Source organism: Herbiconiux sp. A18JL235 (assembly GCF_040939305.1).
Classification (GTDB): domain Bacteria; phylum Actinomycetota; class Actinomycetes; order Actinomycetales; family Microbacteriaceae; genus Herbiconiux.
Window position 1 is genome coordinate 1,970,951 of record NZ_CP162511.1, and the last position, 16,999, is coordinate 1,987,949.

Genomic DNA, 16,999 nt, shown 5'->3' on the forward strand with positions numbered 1-16,999 from the left:
GGGTGGTCAGTCCAGTGCGCGCCGGGACGGCGCAGTTCGGTCGGCGGGCTCGCCGTTGTCGTCAGCGAGCCCGCCGACCATCCGCGTGGGGGAGGGCAGAGGCCGGAGCCTAGCCCTGGGCCGCGACGATGAAGGTCACCGCGTCGCCGACGGTCTTGAGGTTCTTCACCTCTTCGTCGGGGATCTTCACGTCGAACTTCTCCTCGGCGTTCACGACGATGGTCATCATCGAGATCGAGTCGATGTCGAGGTCGTCGGTGAAGGACTTGTCCAGCTCGACAGTGTCGGTCGCGATGCCGGTCTCGTCGTTGATGAGCTCAGCCAGTCCGGCCAGTACTTCTTCGGTGGACAATGCCATTGTTCTCTCCTTGGGGGTGATTGTGACCGAGACTCAGTGTAGTCGCGGCACAGGGCGGTGTTCGTGCACGGCGGAGCCGGTGCACGACACGGGTCAGGGCAGCACCACGACCTGGGCGCCGTAGACGAGCCCGGCTCCGAAGCCGATCTGCAGGGCGAGTCCGCCCGAGAGCTCCGGATGCTCGGTGAGCAGCCGGTGCGTCGCCAGCGGGATGGAGGCGGCCGAGGTGTTGCCGGTGGTCTCGATGTCGCGGCCGATGACGACGCCCTCGGGCAGCTTCAGCTGCTTCGCGAACTCGTCGATGATGCGCATGTTCGCCTGGTGCGGGATGAACGCGGCCAGGTCGTCGACGGTCACACCGGCGGCGTCGAGGGCCTGCTTGGCCACCTTCACCATCTCCCACACGGCCCAGCGGAACACGGCCTGCCCGTTCTGCCACAGGGTGGGCCACTCGGCCTCCTGATCGCGGAACTGGATGGAGGTGCCGGTCATGTGGATCTCGTCGCGCTTCGTCGCATCCGAACCCCAGATGGTGGGGGCGATGCCGGGGAACTCGCTCGGGCCCACCACCGCAGCCCCCGCGGCGTCGCCGAGCAGGAACGAGATGGAGCGGTCGGCGGGGTGCACGTACTCCGAGAGCTTCTCGGCACCGATCACGAGCACGTACTCGGCCATTCCCGAGCGGATGAGCGAATCGGCCTGGCCGATGCCGTAGGCGTAGCCCGCGCAGGCCGCGCTGATGTCGTAGGCGGCGGCGAGTGGCGCGCCGATCCGCTCAGCCACGTGGGTGGCGAGTGAGGGGGTGATGACCGGGTTGCTGATGGTCGAGACCAGGATGGCGCCGATCTGAGAGGGCATGATGCCCGCACCCTCGATCGCCTCCTTCGCTGCAGCTTCGGCGAGGTCGACGGCGAAGACGTCGTGCGAGGCGCGCTTGCGCTCGACGATGCCCGTCCGCTGGCGGATCCATTCGTCGGAGGAGTCGATCGGGCCGACCAGCTCGTCGTTCGGCACCGAGAGGTCGCCACGGGCGGCCCCGATCGCGTAGATGCGGGTGAACTGGGGGCCGGTGGCCTGCTTCAGGGTGGGGTGGGTCATGGCGCTGCCGCGATGCCTTCCGTGCGTAGAGGGTGGTCGGTGACGGTCGCTCAGGCGGCCTGGTCGAGAAGCTCGTAGGCGGCGGCGAGGTCGTCGGGCGTCTTCACGGCGACCGCCGGAACCCCCTTGAGACCGCGCTTGGCGAGGCCGGTGAGGGCCCCGGCGGGGGCGACCTCGATGATGCCGGTGACCCCGGCCTCCGCGAAGGCCTCCATGTCGAGGTCCCAGCGCACCGGCGACGACACCTGGCCGACGAGCAGCTCGACGAAGCGGGCGCCGCTCGTGACGCGACTGCCGTCGTTGTTGGTCCAGATGGGCAGCACCGGGTCTGCGGGGGTGACCGTGGCGGCCACCGCGGCGAGCCGCTCGACGGCAGGCTGCATGTAGTGCGTGTGGAAGGCGCCCGCCACCTGCAGCGGGATGACGCGCACGCCGCGCGGTGCCCGCTCGGCGAGGGCGGCCAGTGCCTCCGGCGCGCCGGCGACGACGATCTGGCCGCCGCCGTTGTAGTTGGCGGGGATGACGCCGACCTCGTCGAAGAGGGCGAGCAGCTCGGCCTGGTCGCCGCCCACGACGGCGCTCATGCCGGTCTCGGTGAGCGCCGCAGCGTCCGCCATCGCCCGCCCGCGCTCTCCAACGATGCGCATCGCGTCGGTGGGAGACAGGATGCCCGCCCCGGCCGCTGCCGTGATCTCGCCCACGGAGTGGCCGGCGATGCCGCCGATTCGCTCGGCGCGGCCGTCGGCGCGGAGGGCGTCGAGTGTGAGCAGACCCGCCGCGACGATGAGCGGCTGGGCGACAGCGGTGTCACGGATGGTGTCGGCGTCGCTGAGGGTGCCGTGCTGCACCAGATCGACCCCGGCCGCCTCGCCCAGCTCGACGAGGCGGGCGCGCACGCCGGCATCGGCGATCCAGGGCTCGAGGAATCCGGGGGTCTGCGACCCCTGGCCGGGGCATACGACGACGATCATTGCTTCAGTCTCCCAAGAGTTCGGTCAGAGGATGTGTCGGGCACATCCAAGAGATTCGTGAATTCGTTGTCCAAGGCTCACAGTAGCGGCCTCACAGTAGCGTCGGCGCATCCGTCCCGCCGTCTCATCGCCGGGGGGCCGCGCCGTCGTGGTCGTTCATCGACCCGAGGATGAGCGCCGACTGCAGGATGAGGGCCTCACGCGCCCCCGTCGCATCCCACCCGATCACCTGGGTCACCCGCTTCAGGCGGTACCGCACGGTGTTCGGGTGCACGAACAGCTCGCGCGCCGTCGCCTCGAGCGAGCGGCCGTTGTCGAGGTAGCACCACAGGGTGGCCATGAGCTCGGGCGACTGGTCTTGCAACGGCCGGTAGACCCGGTTCACGAGCGTCGACCTGGCGAGCGGGTCTCCCGCGAGGGCCCGCTCGGGGAGCAGGTCGTCGGCGAGCATCGGGCGCGGGGCGTTGCGCCAGGCGCGGGCGACGGCGAACCCGGCGAGAGCGGCCTTGGCGCTCCGTGAGGCGTCGACGAGGCTCGGCACCTCGTGCCCGAGCACGAGGTAGCCAGGGCCGAAGCCCGGCTCGAGCTGCGTGGCGATGTCGAGGAACGACAGCGGCTCGGCATCCGACGCTGAGCCGTTCTCCTCCTCCGGGGCCGAGGCGAGCGCGAGACCGTTGCTCTCGGTGCCGTCGCCGTGCGCGCCGCCGTTCACGGGCATGGCGCGGCCGATCACGAGCACCAGCCGCCCGCCCTGCACACCGATGAGCAGGTCGGCGTTGAGGTGCCTGGCGGTGCGGCGCAGCTGGTCGACGTCGAGCTGACGCGGCGTGGTGCCCACGAGCACGCTCACCTCGCCGTGCCCGTGCCAGCCGAGGGCAGCGATGCGGCTCGGCAGCTCGTCGTCGTACTCGCCGCTCAGGATGCTGTCGACGACGAGCGCCTCGAGCCTTGCGTCCCAGAGGCCTCTGGCCTCGGCGGCGCGGGCGTAGACGTCGGCCGCAGCGAACGCGATCTCACGGGAGTAGAGGAGGATGGCCTCGCGGAGGGAGGCATCCGCCCCCGCGACACGGTCTTCGACGACCTCGACGACGACCCTGATGAGCTGCAGCGTCTGCTGCAGGCTCACCGAGCGCAGGAGCTCCCGGGGTGCCGAGCCGAAGACGTCGGCGGCGATCCAGGTGGTGGTCGACGGGTCTTCGTACCACTGGATGAACGACTTGATGCCGGCCTGCGCCACGAGCCCGACCGCCGAACGCCGCCCCGGCGGCATGTCGCCGTACCAGGGCAGCGTGGCGTCGAGCCTCTTGATCGTCGCGGTCGAGAGCTCACCCGAGATGGTGCGCAGCCACGCCAGGGTCTGCGCCTTCGTCTTGGGCATCATCGCCCCCGACCGCGATCGATCAGCACTGTCATCGTTCGGGTGCGGCTCAGCTCTCGCCGCCGGCGGAACCGCTGGTGCCCGCGGTCACGTCGTAGAGGCGGTACTTCTCGATCGCCCAGCCCGGAGCGTTCTGGTCGACCTCGCCGCGGGCGGCGAGCTGCTCGAGCACCCGCACCACGACCGAGGGGCCGTCGATCTTGAAGTAGCGACGGGCGGCGGGCCGGGTGTCGGAGAAGCCGAAGTCGTCGGCGCCGAGCGTGGCGTACTCGCCCGGCACGAACTGCCGGATCTGGTCGGTGACCGCGTGCATGTAGTCGCTGACGGCGACGAACGGGCCAGGCGCATCCTGCAGCTTCGAGGTGAGGTAGGGCACGTGGCGCTCCTCATTCGGGTGCAGGAAGTTGTGCTCCTCGGCGCGGAGGCCGTCGCGGCGGAGTTCAGTCCACGAGGTGACCGACCACACGTCGGCCGACACGCCCCAGTCGTCGGCGAGCAGCTGCTGCGCCTCGAGGGCCCACGGCACCGCCACGCCGGAGGAGAGGATCTGGGCCTTCGGGCCCTCGATCGCACCGCCCTTCAGCTTGTAGATGCCGCGCACCAGGCCGTCGACGTCGAGGTTCTCGGGCTCGGCGGGCTGCACGTGCGGCTCGTTGTAGACCGTGAGGTAGTACATGACGTTCGGGTCGCTGTGCGTGCCCCCGTACATCCGCTCGAGGCCCGAGCGCACGATGTGGTTGAGCTCGTAGCCGTAGGCCGGGTCGTACGAGACGACAGCGGGGTTCGTGGCCGCCAGCAGGTGCGAGTGGCCGTCGGCGTGCTGCAGGCCCTCACCCGTGAGGGTGGTGCGGCCCGCGGTGGCTCCGATCACGAAGCCGCGCGCCATCTGGTCGCCCGCGGCCCACAGGGCGTCGCCCGTGCGCTGGAAGCCGAACATCGAGTAGAACACATAGATCGGGATGAGCGGCTCGCCCTGGGTCGAGTAGCTCGTGCCCACCGCGGTGAACGCCGCGAGGGCGCCCGCCTCGTTGATGCCCACGTGGATGATCTGGCCCTGCGGGCTCTCCTTGTACGCAAGCAGCAGCTCGCGGTCGACGGAGGTGTAGTGCTGACCCTTGGGGTTGTAGATCTTGTTCGACGGGAAGAACGCGTCCATACCGAAGGTGCGTGCTTCGTCAGGGATGATCGGCACCACGCGGGTGCCGAAGTCCTTCGCCCGGGTGAGGTCTTTCAGCAGGCGCACGAACGCCATGGTCGTGGCGATCTCCTGGTTGCCGGAGCCCTTCTTCAGGGTCTGGTACGAGGAGTCGTCGGGGAGGGTGAAGGCCGTGTGCTTCGTGCGGCGCTCCGGCACGTAGCCGCCGAGCGCGCGGCGGCGCTCGTGCAGGTACTGGATCGCCTCGTCGTTCTCGCCCGGGTGGTAGTACGGCGGGAGGTAGGGGTTCTCCTCGAGCTGGGCATCCGAGACCGGGATGTGCATCTGGTCGCGGAAGGTCTTCAGGTTGTCGAGGGTCATCTTCTTCATCTGGTGCGTCGCGTTGCGACCCTCGAAGGCCGGGCCGAGACCGTAGCCCTTGATGGTGTGCGCCAGGATGACGGTCGGCTGGCCCTTGTGCTCAGAGGCCTTCTTGAACGCCGCGTAGACCTTGCGGTAGTCGTGGCCGCCGCGCTTGAGGTTCCAGATGTCGTCGTCGGTGTAGTCCTTGACGAGCTCGAGGGCACGGGGGTCGCGGCCGAAGAAGTTCTCGCGCACGTAGGCGCCCGACTCGGCCTTGTAGGTCTGGAAGTCGCCGTCGGGAACCGTGTTCATGAGGTTGAGCAGGGCGCCCTCGCTGTCGCGGGCGAGCAGGTCGTCCCACTCGCGGCCCCAGATGACCTTGATCACGTTCCAGCCGGCACCGCGGAAGAAGCTCTCGAGCTCCTGGATGATCTTGCCGTTGCCGCGCACCGGGCCGTCGAGTCGCTGCAGGTTGCAGTTGATGACGAAGTTGAGGTTGTCGAGACCCTCGTTGGCCGCCACCTGGAGCTGGCCGCGGCTCTCCACCTCGTCCATCTCGCCGTCGCCGAGGAAGGCCCAGACCTGCTGGTCGGACGCATCCTTGATGCCACGGTTGGTGAGGTACTTGTTGAGCTGCGCCTGGTAGATCGCGTTGATCGGGCCGAGGCCCATCGACACCGTCGGGAACTGCCAGAACTCGGGCATGAGCCGCGGGTGCGGATAGGAGCTGAGCCCGCCGCCGGCGTGCGACTTCTCCTGGCGGAAGCCGTCGAGCTGGTCGGCGGAGAGCCGGCCCTCGAGGAAGGCGCGGGCGTAGGTGCCGGGGGAGGCGTGGCCCTGGATGAAGATCTGGTCGCCACCGCCCGGGTGGTCCTGACCGCGGAAGAAGTGGTTGAAGCCCACCTCGTAGAGCGCCGCGCTCGAGGCATAGGTGGAGATGTGGCCGCCGACGGCGATGCCGGGGCGCTGGGCGCGGTGCACGGTCATGGCCGCGTTCCAGCGGATCCAGGCGCGGTACTTGCGCTCGAGGGCCTCGTCGCCCGGGAACTCGGCTTCGTTCTCGGGAGCGATGGTGTTGATGTAGTCGGTGGTCGGCACCATCGGAACACCGAGGTGCAGCTCCTTCGACCGCTTCAACAGGCTGAGCATGATGTCGCGCGCCCGGCCATGGCCCTGGGCTGCGACGAGGGCGTCGAGGGATTCATTCCACTCGGCGGTCTCCTCGGGATCGGAATCGACGTGTCCCGCCGAATATGGGTCCTGGTCGTTGACCGTCACCGTCGACCTCTTCCTCTGTTGTAGACAGACTTCTTCGTGTCGTGCGTCGTGACCCGGGATGATGGGCCGAACGCCACCGACCAGCCTAGTGAGTTAAACGGTGAGCGCCGTCCGGGCCGAGGGTGCCCCGGTGTTTGGCGTTTTCGCAGAGGAGGACTACCATTGCCGCGTTTGCCGGTTGGACGGACCGGCGCGGAAAGGAAGCCGATCATGGCTTTGGAGAACGACACACTCGCCCCCGACTTCGATCTGCCGAACCAGTACGGCGAGCGGGTGCGGCTGAGTCAGTTCCAGGGGAAGAAGCTCGTCGCGCTCGTCTTCTTCCCGCTCGCCTTCTCGGGTGTCTGCACCAGCGAGCTGTGCGCCCTCGAAGACAATCTCGCGCTGTTCAAAGACGCGAACGTCGAGCTCATCGGGATCTCGGTCGATTCCAAGGCCACCCTGCGCGCCTGGGCCGAGAAGGAGGGCTACGACTTCACGCTGGTCGCCGACTTCTGGCCGCACGGCGACGTGGCGAAGGACTACGGCGTGTTCCTCGAGGAGAAGGGGTTCGCGAACCGCGCCACCTTCCTCATCGACGAGAACCGCATCATCCGCGCCTCCTTCATCACCGCTCCCGGTGAGGCCCGTTCCATCGCCGCCTACCGAGCGGCGCTCGAAGACCTCGTCGGCGCCCGCGTCTGACATAAGCCCAGGGCTTATATTCCTCGAATATTAGCGCTAAGCTAATGTTCATGAACGACACGACAGTCGCCGTCATCATCGACATCGTGGGGTCTCGGCAGCTCACCGACCGCCGGGGCGCGCAGCGGGCGATCGAAGAGGCGTTCGCCGGCATCGATCGCCGGGGGCTGCACACGCAGCCGATCCGTCCCACCGTCGGCGACGAGTTCCAGGCGCTCTACCCTTCACTCGGCGCGGCGCTGCACGCGACCCTGCTCGCGCGGCTCGCACTTCCCGCCGAGGTCGACTGCCGGTTCGGGCTGGGGAGCGGCTCCGTCAGCGAGGTGGGCGAGGGCGCTGCCTCCGCCGCCATCCAGGACGGCCCCGGCTGGTGGCGCGCCCGCGAGGCGATCGTCGAGGCGCACGAGCGGGAAGACGGGCGCACCCCGTCGGCCCGCAGCTGGTTCAGGGCTGCCGACGACGAGGCGGGTCTCGAGGCGCTCGTCAACGCCTACCTGCTCGCCCGCGACCACGTGATCGGGGGAATGAACGATCGCGCGCGCCGCGTGACCTTCGCCACCATGACCGGGAGGCTTCAGGGCGACATCGCCTCCGACGAAGGGATCACCCAGTCCGCGGTGTCGCAGGCGCTCCGGCGGTCGGGTGGGGCGAGCCTCATCGCCACCATCGACAGGCTGGGGGAGTCGCTGTGATTCTCGGTGCGCTGCTGCTGCTCGTCGTCGGCTCGGCCGACCTGGTGCGGGTGGCGCGGCTCGGCCGGGCCGCCGCCACCGTCGTCGTCCTCGTCCTGTGGGGGGCACTCGCCGCCGTCGCCGTCACCGGTCTGGGCGTGCCCTGGTGGTGGGCGGTCGTCGTAGCGGGGTTCGCTGCGGTGTGGCTCGCGACGACCTCGGCCAAGGCCGACGTCAGGCGCGCGTCGGGCATCCTTCCGGGCATCGGTGTGCTCGTGGTGGTCGCGGTGTCGCTGGTGAGCGGGCCTTTGCTGTTCGAGGCGCGGGGCTTCCTCGTCGATTGGCACGCCTCGGCGCCCCCGGCGGTGGGTGCCGTGCCGCTCGAGACGCTGGTGTTCGCGCTCGGGGCGCTCGTCTTCCTGATCGAGAGCTCCAACATCATCGTGCGGGCTGCACTGAGGCCCGCGGTGGAGGAGTCGGATGCTGCGGATGCGGCCCTCGCCGTCGCCGCTGCTGAAGCCGACGGGGCGCCTCGGCAGTCCGCGGCGAGTGAGCGGGAGGCGTCCGCCCCGCCACGAAGGCACTGGTGGTCACGCCCGACGGCGCCGGTGGCCGCCCCGGTCCCGATCCCCGATCTGAAGGGCGGGAGGTTGATCGGGCCGCTCGAGCGACTGCTCATCGTGGCGCTCACGCTCGCCGGTGCACTGCCGATCGTGGCGGGCGTCTTCGCGGCGAAGGGCATCGTGCGCTTCCCGGAGATCTCGGCCGACGGGGCACGGGGTTCGAAGGCCGAGTATTTCCTGGTCGGCAGTCTCGTCAGCTGGTCGCTCGCGCTCGCTCTGGCCGGGGGTATCTGGATATCAGCTCAGAGCTGATATCTCACGAATATAAGCGCTCGGCTTATCTTCTCAGCCGAGGAGGCTGACGCCGCGGGCGATCACCAGGGCGAGCAACACGAACCCGGCGAAGGCCTCGAGCCCCATCAGCAGTTTCGCCCGGTGCGTGAGAGGCATGACGTCGGTGGGGCTGAACGCCATGGAGTTGCTGAGCGAGAAGTAGAGGTAGTCGACGAACCCCGGCAGCCAGTTGCTCGACTTCGACGAGTGGGCCGCCACCTCGGGGGAGGCGTCGTGGTCTTCGTCCTGCGGGAAGCGGAAGTCGGCGGGCGGCAGCTCCGAGCGTCGACGCTGCGTGCGCACGACGGGCCCGCCGCGGTCGATCTCCCAGTAGAGCAGCGCGAAGCCGATCACGTTCGTGAGCCAGACCTGCAGCGCGGCGAGCAGCACCGTCGGCCCGTCCTCGGTGTTCGCCACCAGCAGTTGCACGAGCCCGACGAGCAGAACCTGATTGGTGACACCGATGATGAGCACGAGTGCCACGCTCACGCGCCGCGACCACGTGGTCTGACGTCGCAACCGGTGCGGGTTGATCACGATGATCGGGACGAGCAGCAGCAGGCACACGACGGCGACCCCGTAGCGCACGACGCCGAACAGCTCGGGCGACAGGGTGACGTAGCTCGTCAGGATGACGAGCGCCCCCACCGCCGCAGGCCAGCGGTGCTCGGCCTCGGCCCGCTCGTCGTGCGCCGTGGGCGCATCCTCATCAGCCATCGTCGCAGTCTATTCCCGCCCTGCTCCGGTTCCTGCGGAGGCGCGACCGGCCCGGCACGCACTCCGAAGTGCCTTTTGTAGCGGCCCTCTCACCGGCGAACAATGGCGTGACGCACAAAGGATGAGGTAAGGGTGATGGAGAAATCCGAGCAGGCCACACAGACCCCGGTGGTGATCGAGGTCTGGGCCGATCTCGGTTGCCCGTGGTGCTACGTCGGGAAGCACCGGCTGCAGCGGGCGATCGAGGAGCGGCCGGATGCTGAACGGTTCGAGCTGAAGATCCGCTCCTTCGAGCTGAATCCCGATGCGCCGAAGGAGCCGGAGAGCATCGAAGCCGTGTTCCTGCGCACCCACGGCGGCGACGCGGAGGGCGTGATGCGGGCGGAGCGCCGCGTCCAGGCCCTCGCCGGCAGCGAGGGGCTCGCGTTCGACCTCGATCGCCTGAACGCGAACACCTTCGACCTGCACCGGGTCATGCACTACGCCGAGGAGGCGGGCAAGGGCCTCGAGTTCTTCTCGCGGCTCCAAGACCGCTTCTTCGCGGGGGAGATCGACCCCTACGACGCCGACACGATGGCGTCGGTGGCGGAGTCGCTCGGCCTCTCGGGGTCGCGCGTGCGCGAGGTGCTGGCCGGCGACGAGTACGCCGACGCGGTGCGCGCCGACGTCGCCGAGGGAGCGGCGCTCGGGGCGCGGGGCGTGCCGTTCGCGGTGTTCGGTCGACGCTTCGGGGCGTCGGGCGCGCAGTCGGTGGAGGGGTATCGGCGGGCACTCGACGCGGTGGTGGAGGCTGTCGACGCGCCCGGCGCGACCGGTGCCCCCGGCGCGAACGGCGCGACCGATGCCCCCGGCACGAACGGCGCCCCCGGCGCGACCGGCGCGACCGGCTGAGCCCGCCGCCGGAGGAGGCTCCCGGGGTTCAGGGGGCCGTGGCCAGCGGGCCCCGGGGGCGTTGCGCCTTACCGCGACCCACGCCGGTCTCCTCGTGCTCGCGCCGGCTGGCGGCGACGCCTTCGTGGTGGGAGGCCGCCCATCCGGCGAGCGCCATCACGGCGTCGAGCAGCGAGCGACCGAGCGGCGTCAGCGCGTACTCCACGCGCGGCGGCACCTCGGGGTAGGCGGTACGGGTCAGCAGCCCGTCGCGTTCTAGCGCCTTGAGGGTGACGGTGAGCATCCGCTGCGAGATGCCCGGGATGCTCGCCTGAAGATCCGAGTAGCGCAGGGGTTCTCCGCCGAGCGTGCTGATGACGAGCACCGACCACTTGTCGCCGATGCGGTCGAGCACTTCGCGGATGAAGGCGCTGTTCTCGGGCCAGGCCAGGCACGGGCCGCTGATCGTCCTGGGCGATGCCATCCGCTCATCCTCTCCGAGCCCTCGTCACCCACTGATCGTCGGGCTACCTCACCATGAGTATGTCATCGCGGGAGCCGCGGTGTTCCCCCGGACGGGGTGCTGGTGCGGTGCACCACCGGTCTGCCAGGGTGGGCGCATGGTCGAGCCCGAAGAAGCGTCCGTCCGCCCGTCCGCCGCATCGCAGGTGCTGATAGTCGGGGCGGGCCCCGTGGGCCTCGTGCTCGCCATCGAACTCGCCCGCCGCGGCGTCGCGTTCCGCATCGTCGATCGGCTCGCCGCCCCCACCACCGAGTCGCGGGCCGTGGTCGTGCACGCGCGGAGCCTCGAGATGATGGATGCACTCGGCGGGTCGCTGGTCGACGAACTCCGGGCGACCGGAGTCGTGACCACCGGAGTGCAGTTCCATGGAGCGGAACGCACCGTCGCCCGCTTCTCGTTCGAGGGGGTCGACAGCCCGCATCCGTACAGCATCACGACCCCGCAGACCGAGACCGAGCGCATCCTCACGCGGAGGCTGAACGAGCTCGGCGTGACCATCGAGCGCGGGGTGCAGCTGACCGATCTCACGCAGACCGAGTCCGGCGTGCGCGTTCAGCTCGCGGGGGAGCTGGGCACCGAGACGCTCGAGGTCGGGTGGGTGGTGGGATGCGACGGGGCGCGCAGCGCGGTGCGGCACCACGTGGGCGAGAGGCTCGTCGGTTCCTTCCACGGCGAGCGCTTCCTCATGGGTGACGTCGAAGCCGACGCCGAGAGGGAGCTCGACCGCTCGTCGATGCAGATGTACCTGGGCGCGGCCGACGGGCCAGGAGTCGTGTTCCCCATGGCCGGCACCCGGGCGCGGGTCATCGTCGAGATCGACTCCGCCGGCGAGGCGCCGCCTGCCACGCTCGACTGGCTGCAGCGGGTCGTCGACGAGCGGCGCATGGGGCTGCGGCTCCGTGACCCGCACTGGCTGACCACCTTCGACATCCACCACGCACAGGTGCCGCGTTACCGAGTCGGGAGGGTGCTGCTCGCCGGCGACGCCGCGCACGTGCACTCGCCGGCCGGAGGGCAGGGCATGAACACCGGCATGCAGGATGCGTTCAATCTGGGCTGGAAACTCGCCCTCGTCGCCGACGGGGCGCTCGCACCGGCCGACGCCGAGTGGCTGCTCGACAGCTACGAGGCCGAGCGGCACCCCGTCGCCGCCCGCGTCATCCGGTTCAGCACGGGCATGACGAAGGTGGGCACCCTCGACACGCGCCCCGGCCGATTCGTGCGCGACCACCTGCTCGCTGCGATGTCGGGGCTCGCCCCCGCCCGCGCGCGCCTCGCCGCCGAGATCGAGGAGATCGGGGTCGATTACCGAGGCGGCCCGCTCGGCGCCACCGACGGAGCGTCCCACCGGGCGCACGTGCGGGCCGGTGACGCCCTCCCGGTATCGCTGCGCACGACGGATGCTGCGGCGGGCGCACCGCTCGGCGCTACGCGCGTCGACGTGGCTGCCGAGCATCCGGCCGCCCGCTCCCTCGGCCTCGCCTCCCACGGCGGCACCGTGCTGCTGCGCCCCGACGGCTACATCGCCGGAGCCTTCCGCCCCGCCGACGCCCCCGAACTCGCCACCCACGCGGCCCGCCTCGGCGCCTGACCAGGCTCGCCCCCGCGCCCGCCGCCGGGTCGGCGTCTCACCTCTCGGTGGGCCCTACCGGGATCGAACCGATGACATCCACGGTGTAAACGTGGCGCTCTACCAGCTGAGCTAAAGGCCCCCGCGCCTCACGGCGCACCACGATCCTAGCGGGTGCGGCGGGCTCGCCTGACTACGGTGAGGGCATGGAGTCGAGGGCGATGTGCAGAGCAGGCGTGGTGCTTGCGGGGATCGGCCTGCTGCTCGCCGTGGCTTGCTTCCTGGGGTGGGCCGACCTGGGGCTTCTGTTCATCTCGTACTTCGTGATCGTGCTCGGGCTCAACATCCTGGTATGGGGGCTCCTGGCCCGCCGTGAACGCGCGCTCTCGGGATGGATGGTCGGTGGCATCGCGCTCGGCCTGGGGGTGGCGAGCGTCGTGGCGGTCGCGGTGGGGATGTACGTCTCGATCATGCTGCTGATGAGATGAGCCGCCGGTAGGCTTGGGGGGTGTCGACAACGGTCTCCGAGTTCAACGCGGTCGTGGAGTCGCTCTGGCCGACGGCCTTCGCCGAGGGGTGGGATGCGCCGGGGCTTCTGAGCGGTGCACCCGACGACGAGGTCTCGCGCGTGCTCCTCGCCGTCGATGCCGTCTCCGCGACGGTCGAGGAGGCGGTGGCGAACGGCGCCGACGTGCTGCTGGTGCACCACCCGTTGCTGCGGCGCGGCGTCACCACCGTCGCCGAGACGGGGTACAAGGGCGCCCTGCTGGCCAAGCTCATCCGCTCGCGGTGCGCGCTCATCGCCGCGCACACGAACGCCGACATCGTCGACGACGGCACCTCGGCCGTGATCGCCCGCGGCCTCGGCCTTATCGAGCAGCGCCCCATCGTGCAGGGCGAGCGCCCGGGCACCGGCCTCGGGCGGGTGGGCACGCTCCCCGAGCCGCAGCCGCTCGGCCGCATCGCGCTCGCGCTCGGCGAGCTGCTGCCGGCCACGGCGACGGGCGTGCGGGTCGCCGGCGACTACGACCAGCTCGTCTCGACCGTCGCCCTCTGCGGGGGAGCGGGAGACTCGCTGCTCTCCGACCCCGCTGTGCGCGCATCCGACCTCTACATCACCTCCGACCTGCGCCACCACCCGGCCTCCGAGTCGCGCGAGCAGAGCCTCGCCGGCACCGGCCCCGCGCTCATCGACATCTCGCACTGGGCGAGCGAATGGTTGTGGCTCGACGTCGCCGCCCGGCAGCTTCGGGATGCCCTGCCTGAGCTCGAGGTGACGGTGAGTGACCTCAACACCGACCCGTGGGACTTCGTCGTCACGCAATGAGCGGCAGGCCGAGCGCCGCAGCCGACACCCCCTCCGCCCCCGACCTGAAGGACCACGAATGAAGGCTCCCGCATCCGAACAGCTGAAGCTCCTCGACCTCCAGGCGGCCGACAACCTCATCGCCCAGCTGCAGCACTCGCTGCGCACCCTGCCGCAGGAGTCACGCCTCGCCGAGCTGCAGCGCGACTCCGCCGCGGCCCGCCAGGAGTACGGCGGCGTGAACGGCGAACTCGAGGATGCGCGGGCCGAGATCGCGCGCGTCGAAGCCGACATCGCCACGGTCGAGGCCCGCGAGAAGCGCGACCGCGAACGGCTGCAGGCGAGTTCCTCATCGAAGGACATCCAGGGCCTCGAGCACGAGCTCGCCTCGCTCGCCGCCCGCCGCTCCGCCCTCGAAGACACCGAGCTCGAGCTCATGGAACGGGTCGAGGAGATCGAGCTGCGTCTCGCCGCCATCGCCGCCCGCCGTGACGACATCGGGGTGGAGGAGCGGCTGCTCGCGGGCACGCGCGACGAGCAGAAGGTACGCCTCGAAGCGCAGCTCGCCGCGGCGCGCCGCGATCGCGAGACGGTGGCGGCGGGTATCGCGAGCGCCGAACTCCTCGCCCTCTACGAGAAGCAGCGCGAGCGCTACGGCATCGGCGCGGCGATGCTGCACCGTGGTGTCTCGCTCGGCAGCAACGTGGCCTTCACGGCCACCGACCTGGCGCAGATCAGGGCGGCTGCTCCCGACGACGTCATCATCGACCCCGAGTCGAGCTGCATCCTGGTGCGCACCGACGAGTCGGGGCTGTGACCCCGAGCGGCCGACGACCCGAGCGGCCGATGAGGTGAATGGGCCGGCGATACGCCGGGTTCTGTAGGGACGGATCCCTGACGGCCATCTATCTAGGAGCTGCGTCACCGCAGCCCTCGAGCGGTCTACCCGGATGCTGAGCGAGCAGCGTTGACGCATCCTGTCTGACCTTGCTCCGGGCGAGGTTTACCGAGCCGACCGCGTCACCGCGGCCTCTGGTGGTCTCTTACACCACCGTTTCACCCTTACCGCGGGCCGGAGCCCGTGGCGGTCTGTTCTCTGTGGCACTGTCTCGCGGGTCACCCCGGGTGGGTGTTACCCACCGCCCTGCTCTGTGGAGCCCGGACGTTCCTCGGCACCCGCCCGGCACGAGACCGGGAACGGATGACGCGACCGTCTGCCGGCCCATTCACGACCGACAGCCTACTCCACGAGCGAGCTGCGCTTGGTCGACAGCAGAGCGGCACCGAGGATGCCCGCGTTGTTGCGCAGCGTCGCCGGCACGATGGGGGTGTCGAGGTCGAGCAGGGGCAGGAAGTGCTCGTGGTTCTTCGACACGCCGCCGCCGACGATGAACAGATCGGGCGAGAACAGCTTCTCGAGCGTCTCGTAGTAGACCTGCAGACGCTCGGCCCACTTCTTCCAGCTGAGGTCTTCGCGCTCCTTGGCCGAGTAGGCGGCCTTCGTCTCGTAGTCGACCCCACCGATCTCGAGGTGGCCGAGCTCGGCGTTCGGGATGAGCACGCCGTCGTAGATCAGCGCCGAGCCGATGCCGGTGCCGAGGGTGGTGACGATGATGAGACCGCCCTTGCCCTTCGCCTCGCCGTAGGTGGCTTCGCCGAAGCCGGCCGCGTCCGCGTCGTTGACGAACGCGATGTCGCGGCCGAGGGTCTTCTCGAACAGCTTCTCGGCCTCGAAACCGATCCACTTCTTCGACACGTTCGCCGCCGACATGGTCACCCCGTGCCGCACCACGGCAGGGAAGCAGATGCCGACACTCGCCTCAGCGGGGATGTCGCCGAGCGAGGCGACGAGCTCCTTCACGGTCTCGGCGATGTCGTCGGGCTTGCCGCCCTCGGGCGTGTTGAGCTTCTTGCGGTCGGTGAGCAGCTCTCCGGTGGAGACGTCGACGATCGCGCCCTTGATGCCCGTGCCGCCGATGTCGATGCCGACGGCGACCGTCTTGGTGTCGGCAGCGGAGGGCTCCGGCGTGCTCTCCGACATCAGCGGTTGTCGGCCGCGTCGTCTTCGGCCCACTTCGCGCTGTTCGCGCGCAGCTTCTCGAGGGCGTGCTCGGCCTCCTCATGGGTGGCGAAAGGGCCGACGCGGTCGACGACCGACGACTGGTAGCCCTTCTCGACCTCTCCGGTCTTCATGTTGTACCAGTACTGGGTCGAGGGGTCTTCACTCATGGTTCCTCCGTTGTCGCTGGGTGGTCGTCATCCATCATGGCCGATGGCGACGGATGCGCGGGCGAGGCCGCGCATCCGTCTCAGTAGCTGTGTTCCTGACCCGGGTAGCTCTCCGACTCGACGTCGGCCCGGAAGCGGGTGACGGCGTCGGTGAGCACGCCACGCAGGTCGGCGTACTGCTTCACGAACTTCGGGATGCGCCCGGTGGAGAAGCCCGCGAAGTCGGTCCAGACGAGGAGCTGGCCGTCGACGTGCGGGCCGGCACCGACACCGATGGTGGGGATGCGCAGGGCTTCGGTGACCCGGGCCGCCGCCTGGGCGGGAACCATCTCGAGCACCACCGAGAACGCTCCGGCCTCCTCGACGGCGAGCGCGTCGGCGAGCAGGGCCTCCTCGCCCGCGTCGCCTCGGCCCTGGATGATGTGCCCGCCGAGGCCGTGCTCGCTCTGCGGTGTGAACCCCACGTGGGCCATCACCGGGATGCCGGCGTCGACGATGCGCTTGATCTTGTCGGCGCTGCGCACGCCGCCCTCGAGCTTGACCGCGTGCGCCCGCGATTCCTTCATGAAGCGCACCGCGGTGTGCAGGGCCTCCTCAGCGCTGTTCTCGTAGGAGCCGAACGGCATGTCGGCGACCACGAAGGCGCGCTTGACCGCCCCCGCCACGCCGCGCGCGAGGGGGATGAGCTCGTCGACCGTCACAGGCACGGTGGTGTCGTAGCCCAGCACGTTGTTGCCGGCGGAGTCTCCGACGAGGAGGAAGTCGATGCCCGCTTCGTCGAAGATCTGGGCCGAGAGCATGTCGTAGCTGGTGAGGCCGGTGATGCGGATGCCGTTGTCTTTCGCGTTCTGGAAATGCCGGGTGCGCACCCGCTTCGGCGCGGAGTCGGTCGACGGCGGTGTCTGCTCTGGCATGTCCCCATCCTAGTTCCGCCGTCGGAGGCGGGGGATGG

The 16,999-nt window shown here is 69.8% G+C and carries 18 protein-coding genes, 1 tRNA gene and 1 other RNA gene; 8 read left to right on the top strand and 12 right to left on the bottom strand.

Annotated features, from left to right (window positions below; all coding sequences use genetic code 11):
• Positions 1 to 109: 109 nt before the first annotated feature.
• From ABFY20_RS09185 to aceE, 5 genes are all read right to left on the bottom strand, one after another.
• On the bottom strand, positions 110 to 358 hold the full coding sequence (locus tag ABFY20_RS09185; RefSeq protein WP_066038612.1) for an acyl carrier protein: 249 nt from the start codon (positions 356 to 358) through the stop codon (positions 110 to 112).
• A 93-nt stretch (positions 359 to 451) separates the two neighbouring features.
• Positions 452 to 1,456: a beta-ketoacyl-ACP synthase III gene (locus ABFY20_RS09190; RefSeq protein WP_368499632.1), complete on the bottom strand. Its 1,005-nt coding sequence runs from the start codon at positions 1,454 to 1,456 to the stop codon at positions 452 to 454.
• A 50-nt stretch (positions 1,457 to 1,506) separates the two neighbouring features.
• Positions 1,507 to 2,427, bottom strand: coding sequence for an ACP S-malonyltransferase (locus ABFY20_RS09195; protein ID WP_368499633.1), 921 nt, complete (start codon positions 2,425 to 2,427; stop codon positions 1,507 to 1,509).
• Positions 2,428 to 2,551: 124 nt separating this feature from the next.
• A complete protein-coding gene (locus tag ABFY20_RS09200; RefSeq protein ID WP_368499634.1) occupies positions 2,552 to 3,805 on the bottom strand; it encodes a PucR family transcriptional regulator in 1,254 nt (417 codons plus the stop codon).
• 49 nt (positions 3,806 to 3,854) lie between these two features.
• Positions 3,855 to 6,581, bottom strand: a complete 2,727-nt coding sequence (aceE, locus tag ABFY20_RS09205; RefSeq protein WP_368499635.1) for a pyruvate dehydrogenase (acetyl-transferring), homodimeric type — start codon at positions 6,579 to 6,581, stop codon at positions 3,855 to 3,857.
• 210 nt (positions 6,582 to 6,791) lie between these two features.
• On the opposite strand from aceE, the gene ABFY20_RS09210 reads away from it, so the two are divergent.
• The 3 genes from ABFY20_RS09210 to ABFY20_RS09220 are packed head-to-tail and all read left to right on the top strand — an operon-like array spanning position 6,792 to position 8,811.
• Positions 6,792 to 7,265: a peroxiredoxin gene (locus tag ABFY20_RS09210; protein WP_368499636.1), complete on the top strand. Its 474-nt coding sequence runs from the start codon at positions 6,792 to 6,794 to the stop codon at positions 7,263 to 7,265.
• Between the two features lie 50 nt (positions 7,266 to 7,315).
• Entirely contained in the window at positions 7,316 to 7,957 is a 642-nt protein-coding gene (locus ABFY20_RS09215; protein ID WP_368499637.1) for a SatD family protein, read from the top strand.
• Entirely contained in the window at positions 7,954 to 8,811 is an 858-nt protein-coding gene (locus ABFY20_RS09220; protein ID WP_368499638.1) for a hypothetical protein, read from the top strand. Before ABFY20_RS09215 ends, ABFY20_RS09220 begins: the two co-directional genes overlap by 4 nt.
• A 33-nt stretch (positions 8,812 to 8,844) precedes the next feature.
• Here the strand turns inward: ABFY20_RS09220 and ABFY20_RS09225 are convergent, their stop codons facing one another.
• Positions 8,845 to 9,549: a hypothetical protein gene (locus tag ABFY20_RS09225; RefSeq protein ID WP_368499639.1), complete on the bottom strand. Its 705-nt coding sequence runs from the start codon at positions 9,547 to 9,549 to the stop codon at positions 8,845 to 8,847.
• 135 nt (positions 9,550 to 9,684) lie between these two features.
• Here ABFY20_RS09225 and ABFY20_RS09230 point away from each other — a divergent pair, with 135 nt between their 5' ends.
• A complete protein-coding gene (locus ABFY20_RS09230; protein ID WP_368499760.1) occupies positions 9,685 to 10,440 on the top strand; it encodes a DsbA family protein in 756 nt (251 codons plus the stop codon).
• Between the two features lie 28 nt (positions 10,441 to 10,468).
• Here ABFY20_RS09230 and ABFY20_RS09235 read toward each other — a convergent pair whose 3' ends face one another.
• Positions 10,469 to 10,903 carry a winged helix-turn-helix transcriptional regulator gene (locus ABFY20_RS09235; RefSeq protein ID WP_368499640.1) on the bottom strand — a complete coding sequence of 145 codons (435 nt, stop codon included), beginning with the start codon at positions 10,901 to 10,903 and terminating at the stop codon, positions 10,469 to 10,471.
• A 136-nt stretch (positions 10,904 to 11,039) separates the two neighbouring features.
• On the opposite strand from ABFY20_RS09235, the gene ABFY20_RS09240 reads away from it, so the two are divergent.
• Positions 11,040 to 12,533, top strand: a complete 1,494-nt coding sequence (locus ABFY20_RS09240) for an FAD-dependent monooxygenase (RefSeq protein ID WP_368499641.1) — start codon at positions 11,040 to 11,042, stop codon at positions 12,531 to 12,533.
• Between the two features lie 48 nt (positions 12,534 to 12,581).
• Here the strand turns inward: ABFY20_RS09240 and ABFY20_RS09245 are convergent.
• Positions 12,582 to 12,654: transfer RNA gene (locus ABFY20_RS09245), tRNA-Val, on the bottom strand.
• Between the two features lie 79 nt (positions 12,655 to 12,733).
• Here ABFY20_RS09245 and ABFY20_RS09250 point away from each other — a divergent pair.
• Genes ABFY20_RS09250 through ABFY20_RS09260 form a run of 3 tightly spaced genes read left to right on the top strand, consistent with a single transcriptional unit; the run spans position 12,734 to position 14,635 of the window.
• A complete protein-coding gene (locus ABFY20_RS09250; protein WP_368499642.1) occupies positions 12,734 to 13,000 on the top strand; it encodes a hypothetical protein in 267 nt (88 codons plus the stop codon).
• A gap of 20 nt (positions 13,001 to 13,020) precedes the next feature.
• Positions 13,021 to 13,839: a Nif3-like dinuclear metal center hexameric protein gene (locus tag ABFY20_RS09255; RefSeq protein WP_368499643.1), complete on the top strand. Its 819-nt coding sequence runs from the start codon at positions 13,021 to 13,023 to the stop codon at positions 13,837 to 13,839.
• Between the two features lie 58 nt (positions 13,840 to 13,897).
• The gene (locus ABFY20_RS09260) at positions 13,898 to 14,635 is read left to right on the top strand and encodes a zinc ribbon domain-containing protein (protein WP_368499644.1); all 738 of its coding nucleotides are present in this window, start codon (positions 13,898 to 13,900) and stop codon (positions 14,633 to 14,635) included.
• A 34-nt stretch (positions 14,636 to 14,669) separates the two neighbouring features.
• On the opposite strand, the gene rnpB is transcribed toward ABFY20_RS09260, so the two are convergent.
• From rnpB to panB, 4 genes are all read right to left on the bottom strand, one after another.
• Positions 14,670 to 15,044, bottom strand: an RNA gene (gene rnpB / locus ABFY20_RS09265) — RNase P RNA component class A.
• A gap of 14 nt (positions 15,045 to 15,058) precedes the next feature.
• Positions 15,059 to 15,859 carry a polyphosphate--glucose phosphotransferase gene (gene ppgK, locus ABFY20_RS09270; RefSeq protein ID WP_368499645.1) on the bottom strand — a complete coding sequence of 267 codons (801 nt, stop codon included), beginning with the start codon at positions 15,857 to 15,859 and terminating at the stop codon, positions 15,059 to 15,061.
• Positions 15,859 to 16,047 (bottom strand): SPOR domain-containing protein, encoded by a 189-nt coding sequence (locus ABFY20_RS09275; protein WP_171704947.1) that lies wholly within the window; start codon positions 16,045 to 16,047, stop codon positions 15,859 to 15,861. Before ABFY20_RS09275 ends, ppgK begins: the two co-directional genes overlap by 1 nt.
• Before the next feature lie 80 nt (positions 16,048 to 16,127).
• Entirely contained in the window at positions 16,128 to 16,961 is an 834-nt protein-coding gene (panB, locus tag ABFY20_RS09280; RefSeq protein WP_368499646.1) for a 3-methyl-2-oxobutanoate hydroxymethyltransferase, read from the bottom strand.
• Between the last annotated feature and the right edge of the window lie 38 nt (positions 16,962 to 16,999).

Coding starts and splice junctions, on each gene's coding strand:
- ABFY20_RS09185 (WP_066038612.1), bottom strand. CDS start 358: ATGGCATTGTCCACCGAAGAAGTACTGGCCGGACTGGCTGAGCTCATC.
- ABFY20_RS09190 (WP_368499632.1), bottom strand. CDS start 1,456: ATGACCCACCCCACCCTGAAGCAGGCCACCGGCCCCCAGTTCACCCGC.
- ABFY20_RS09195 (WP_368499633.1), bottom strand. CDS start 2,427: ATGATCGTCGTCGTATGCCCCGGCCAGGGGTCGCAGACCCCCGGATTC.
- ABFY20_RS09200 (WP_368499634.1), bottom strand. CDS start 3,805: ATGCCCAAGACGAAGGCGCAGACCCTGGCGTGGCTGCGCACCATCTCG.
- ABFY20_RS09210 (WP_368499636.1), top strand. CDS start 6,792: ATGGCTTTGGAGAACGACACACTCGCCCCCGACTTCGATCTGCCGAAC.
- ABFY20_RS09215 (WP_368499637.1), top strand. CDS start 7,316: ATGAACGACACGACAGTCGCCGTCATCATCGACATCGTGGGGTCTCGG.
- ABFY20_RS09225 (WP_368499639.1), bottom strand. CDS start 9,549: ATGGCTGATGAGGATGCGCCCACGGCGCACGACGAGCGGGCCGAGGCC.
- ABFY20_RS09230 (WP_368499760.1), top strand. CDS start 9,685: ATGGAGAAATCCGAGCAGGCCACACAGACCCCGGTGGTGATCGAGGTC.
- ABFY20_RS09235 (WP_368499640.1), bottom strand. CDS start 10,903: ATGGCATCGCCCAGGACGATCAGCGGCCCGTGCCTGGCCTGGCCCGAG.
- ABFY20_RS09240 (WP_368499641.1), top strand. CDS start 11,040: ATGGTCGAGCCCGAAGAAGCGTCCGTCCGCCCGTCCGCCGCATCGCAG.
- ABFY20_RS09250 (WP_368499642.1), top strand. CDS start 12,734: ATGTGCAGAGCAGGCGTGGTGCTTGCGGGGATCGGCCTGCTGCTCGCC.
- ABFY20_RS09260 (WP_368499644.1), top strand. CDS start 13,898: ATGAAGGCTCCCGCATCCGAACAGCTGAAGCTCCTCGACCTCCAGGCG.
- ppgK (WP_368499645.1), bottom strand. CDS start 15,859: ATGTCGGAGAGCACGCCGGAGCCCTCCGCTGCCGACACCAAGACGGTC.
- ABFY20_RS09275 (WP_171704947.1), bottom strand. CDS start 16,047: ATGAGTGAAGACCCCTCGACCCAGTACTGGTACAACATGAAGACCGGA.
- panB (WP_368499646.1), bottom strand. CDS start 16,961: ATGCCAGAGCAGACACCGCCGTCGACCGACTCCGCGCCGAAGCGGGTG.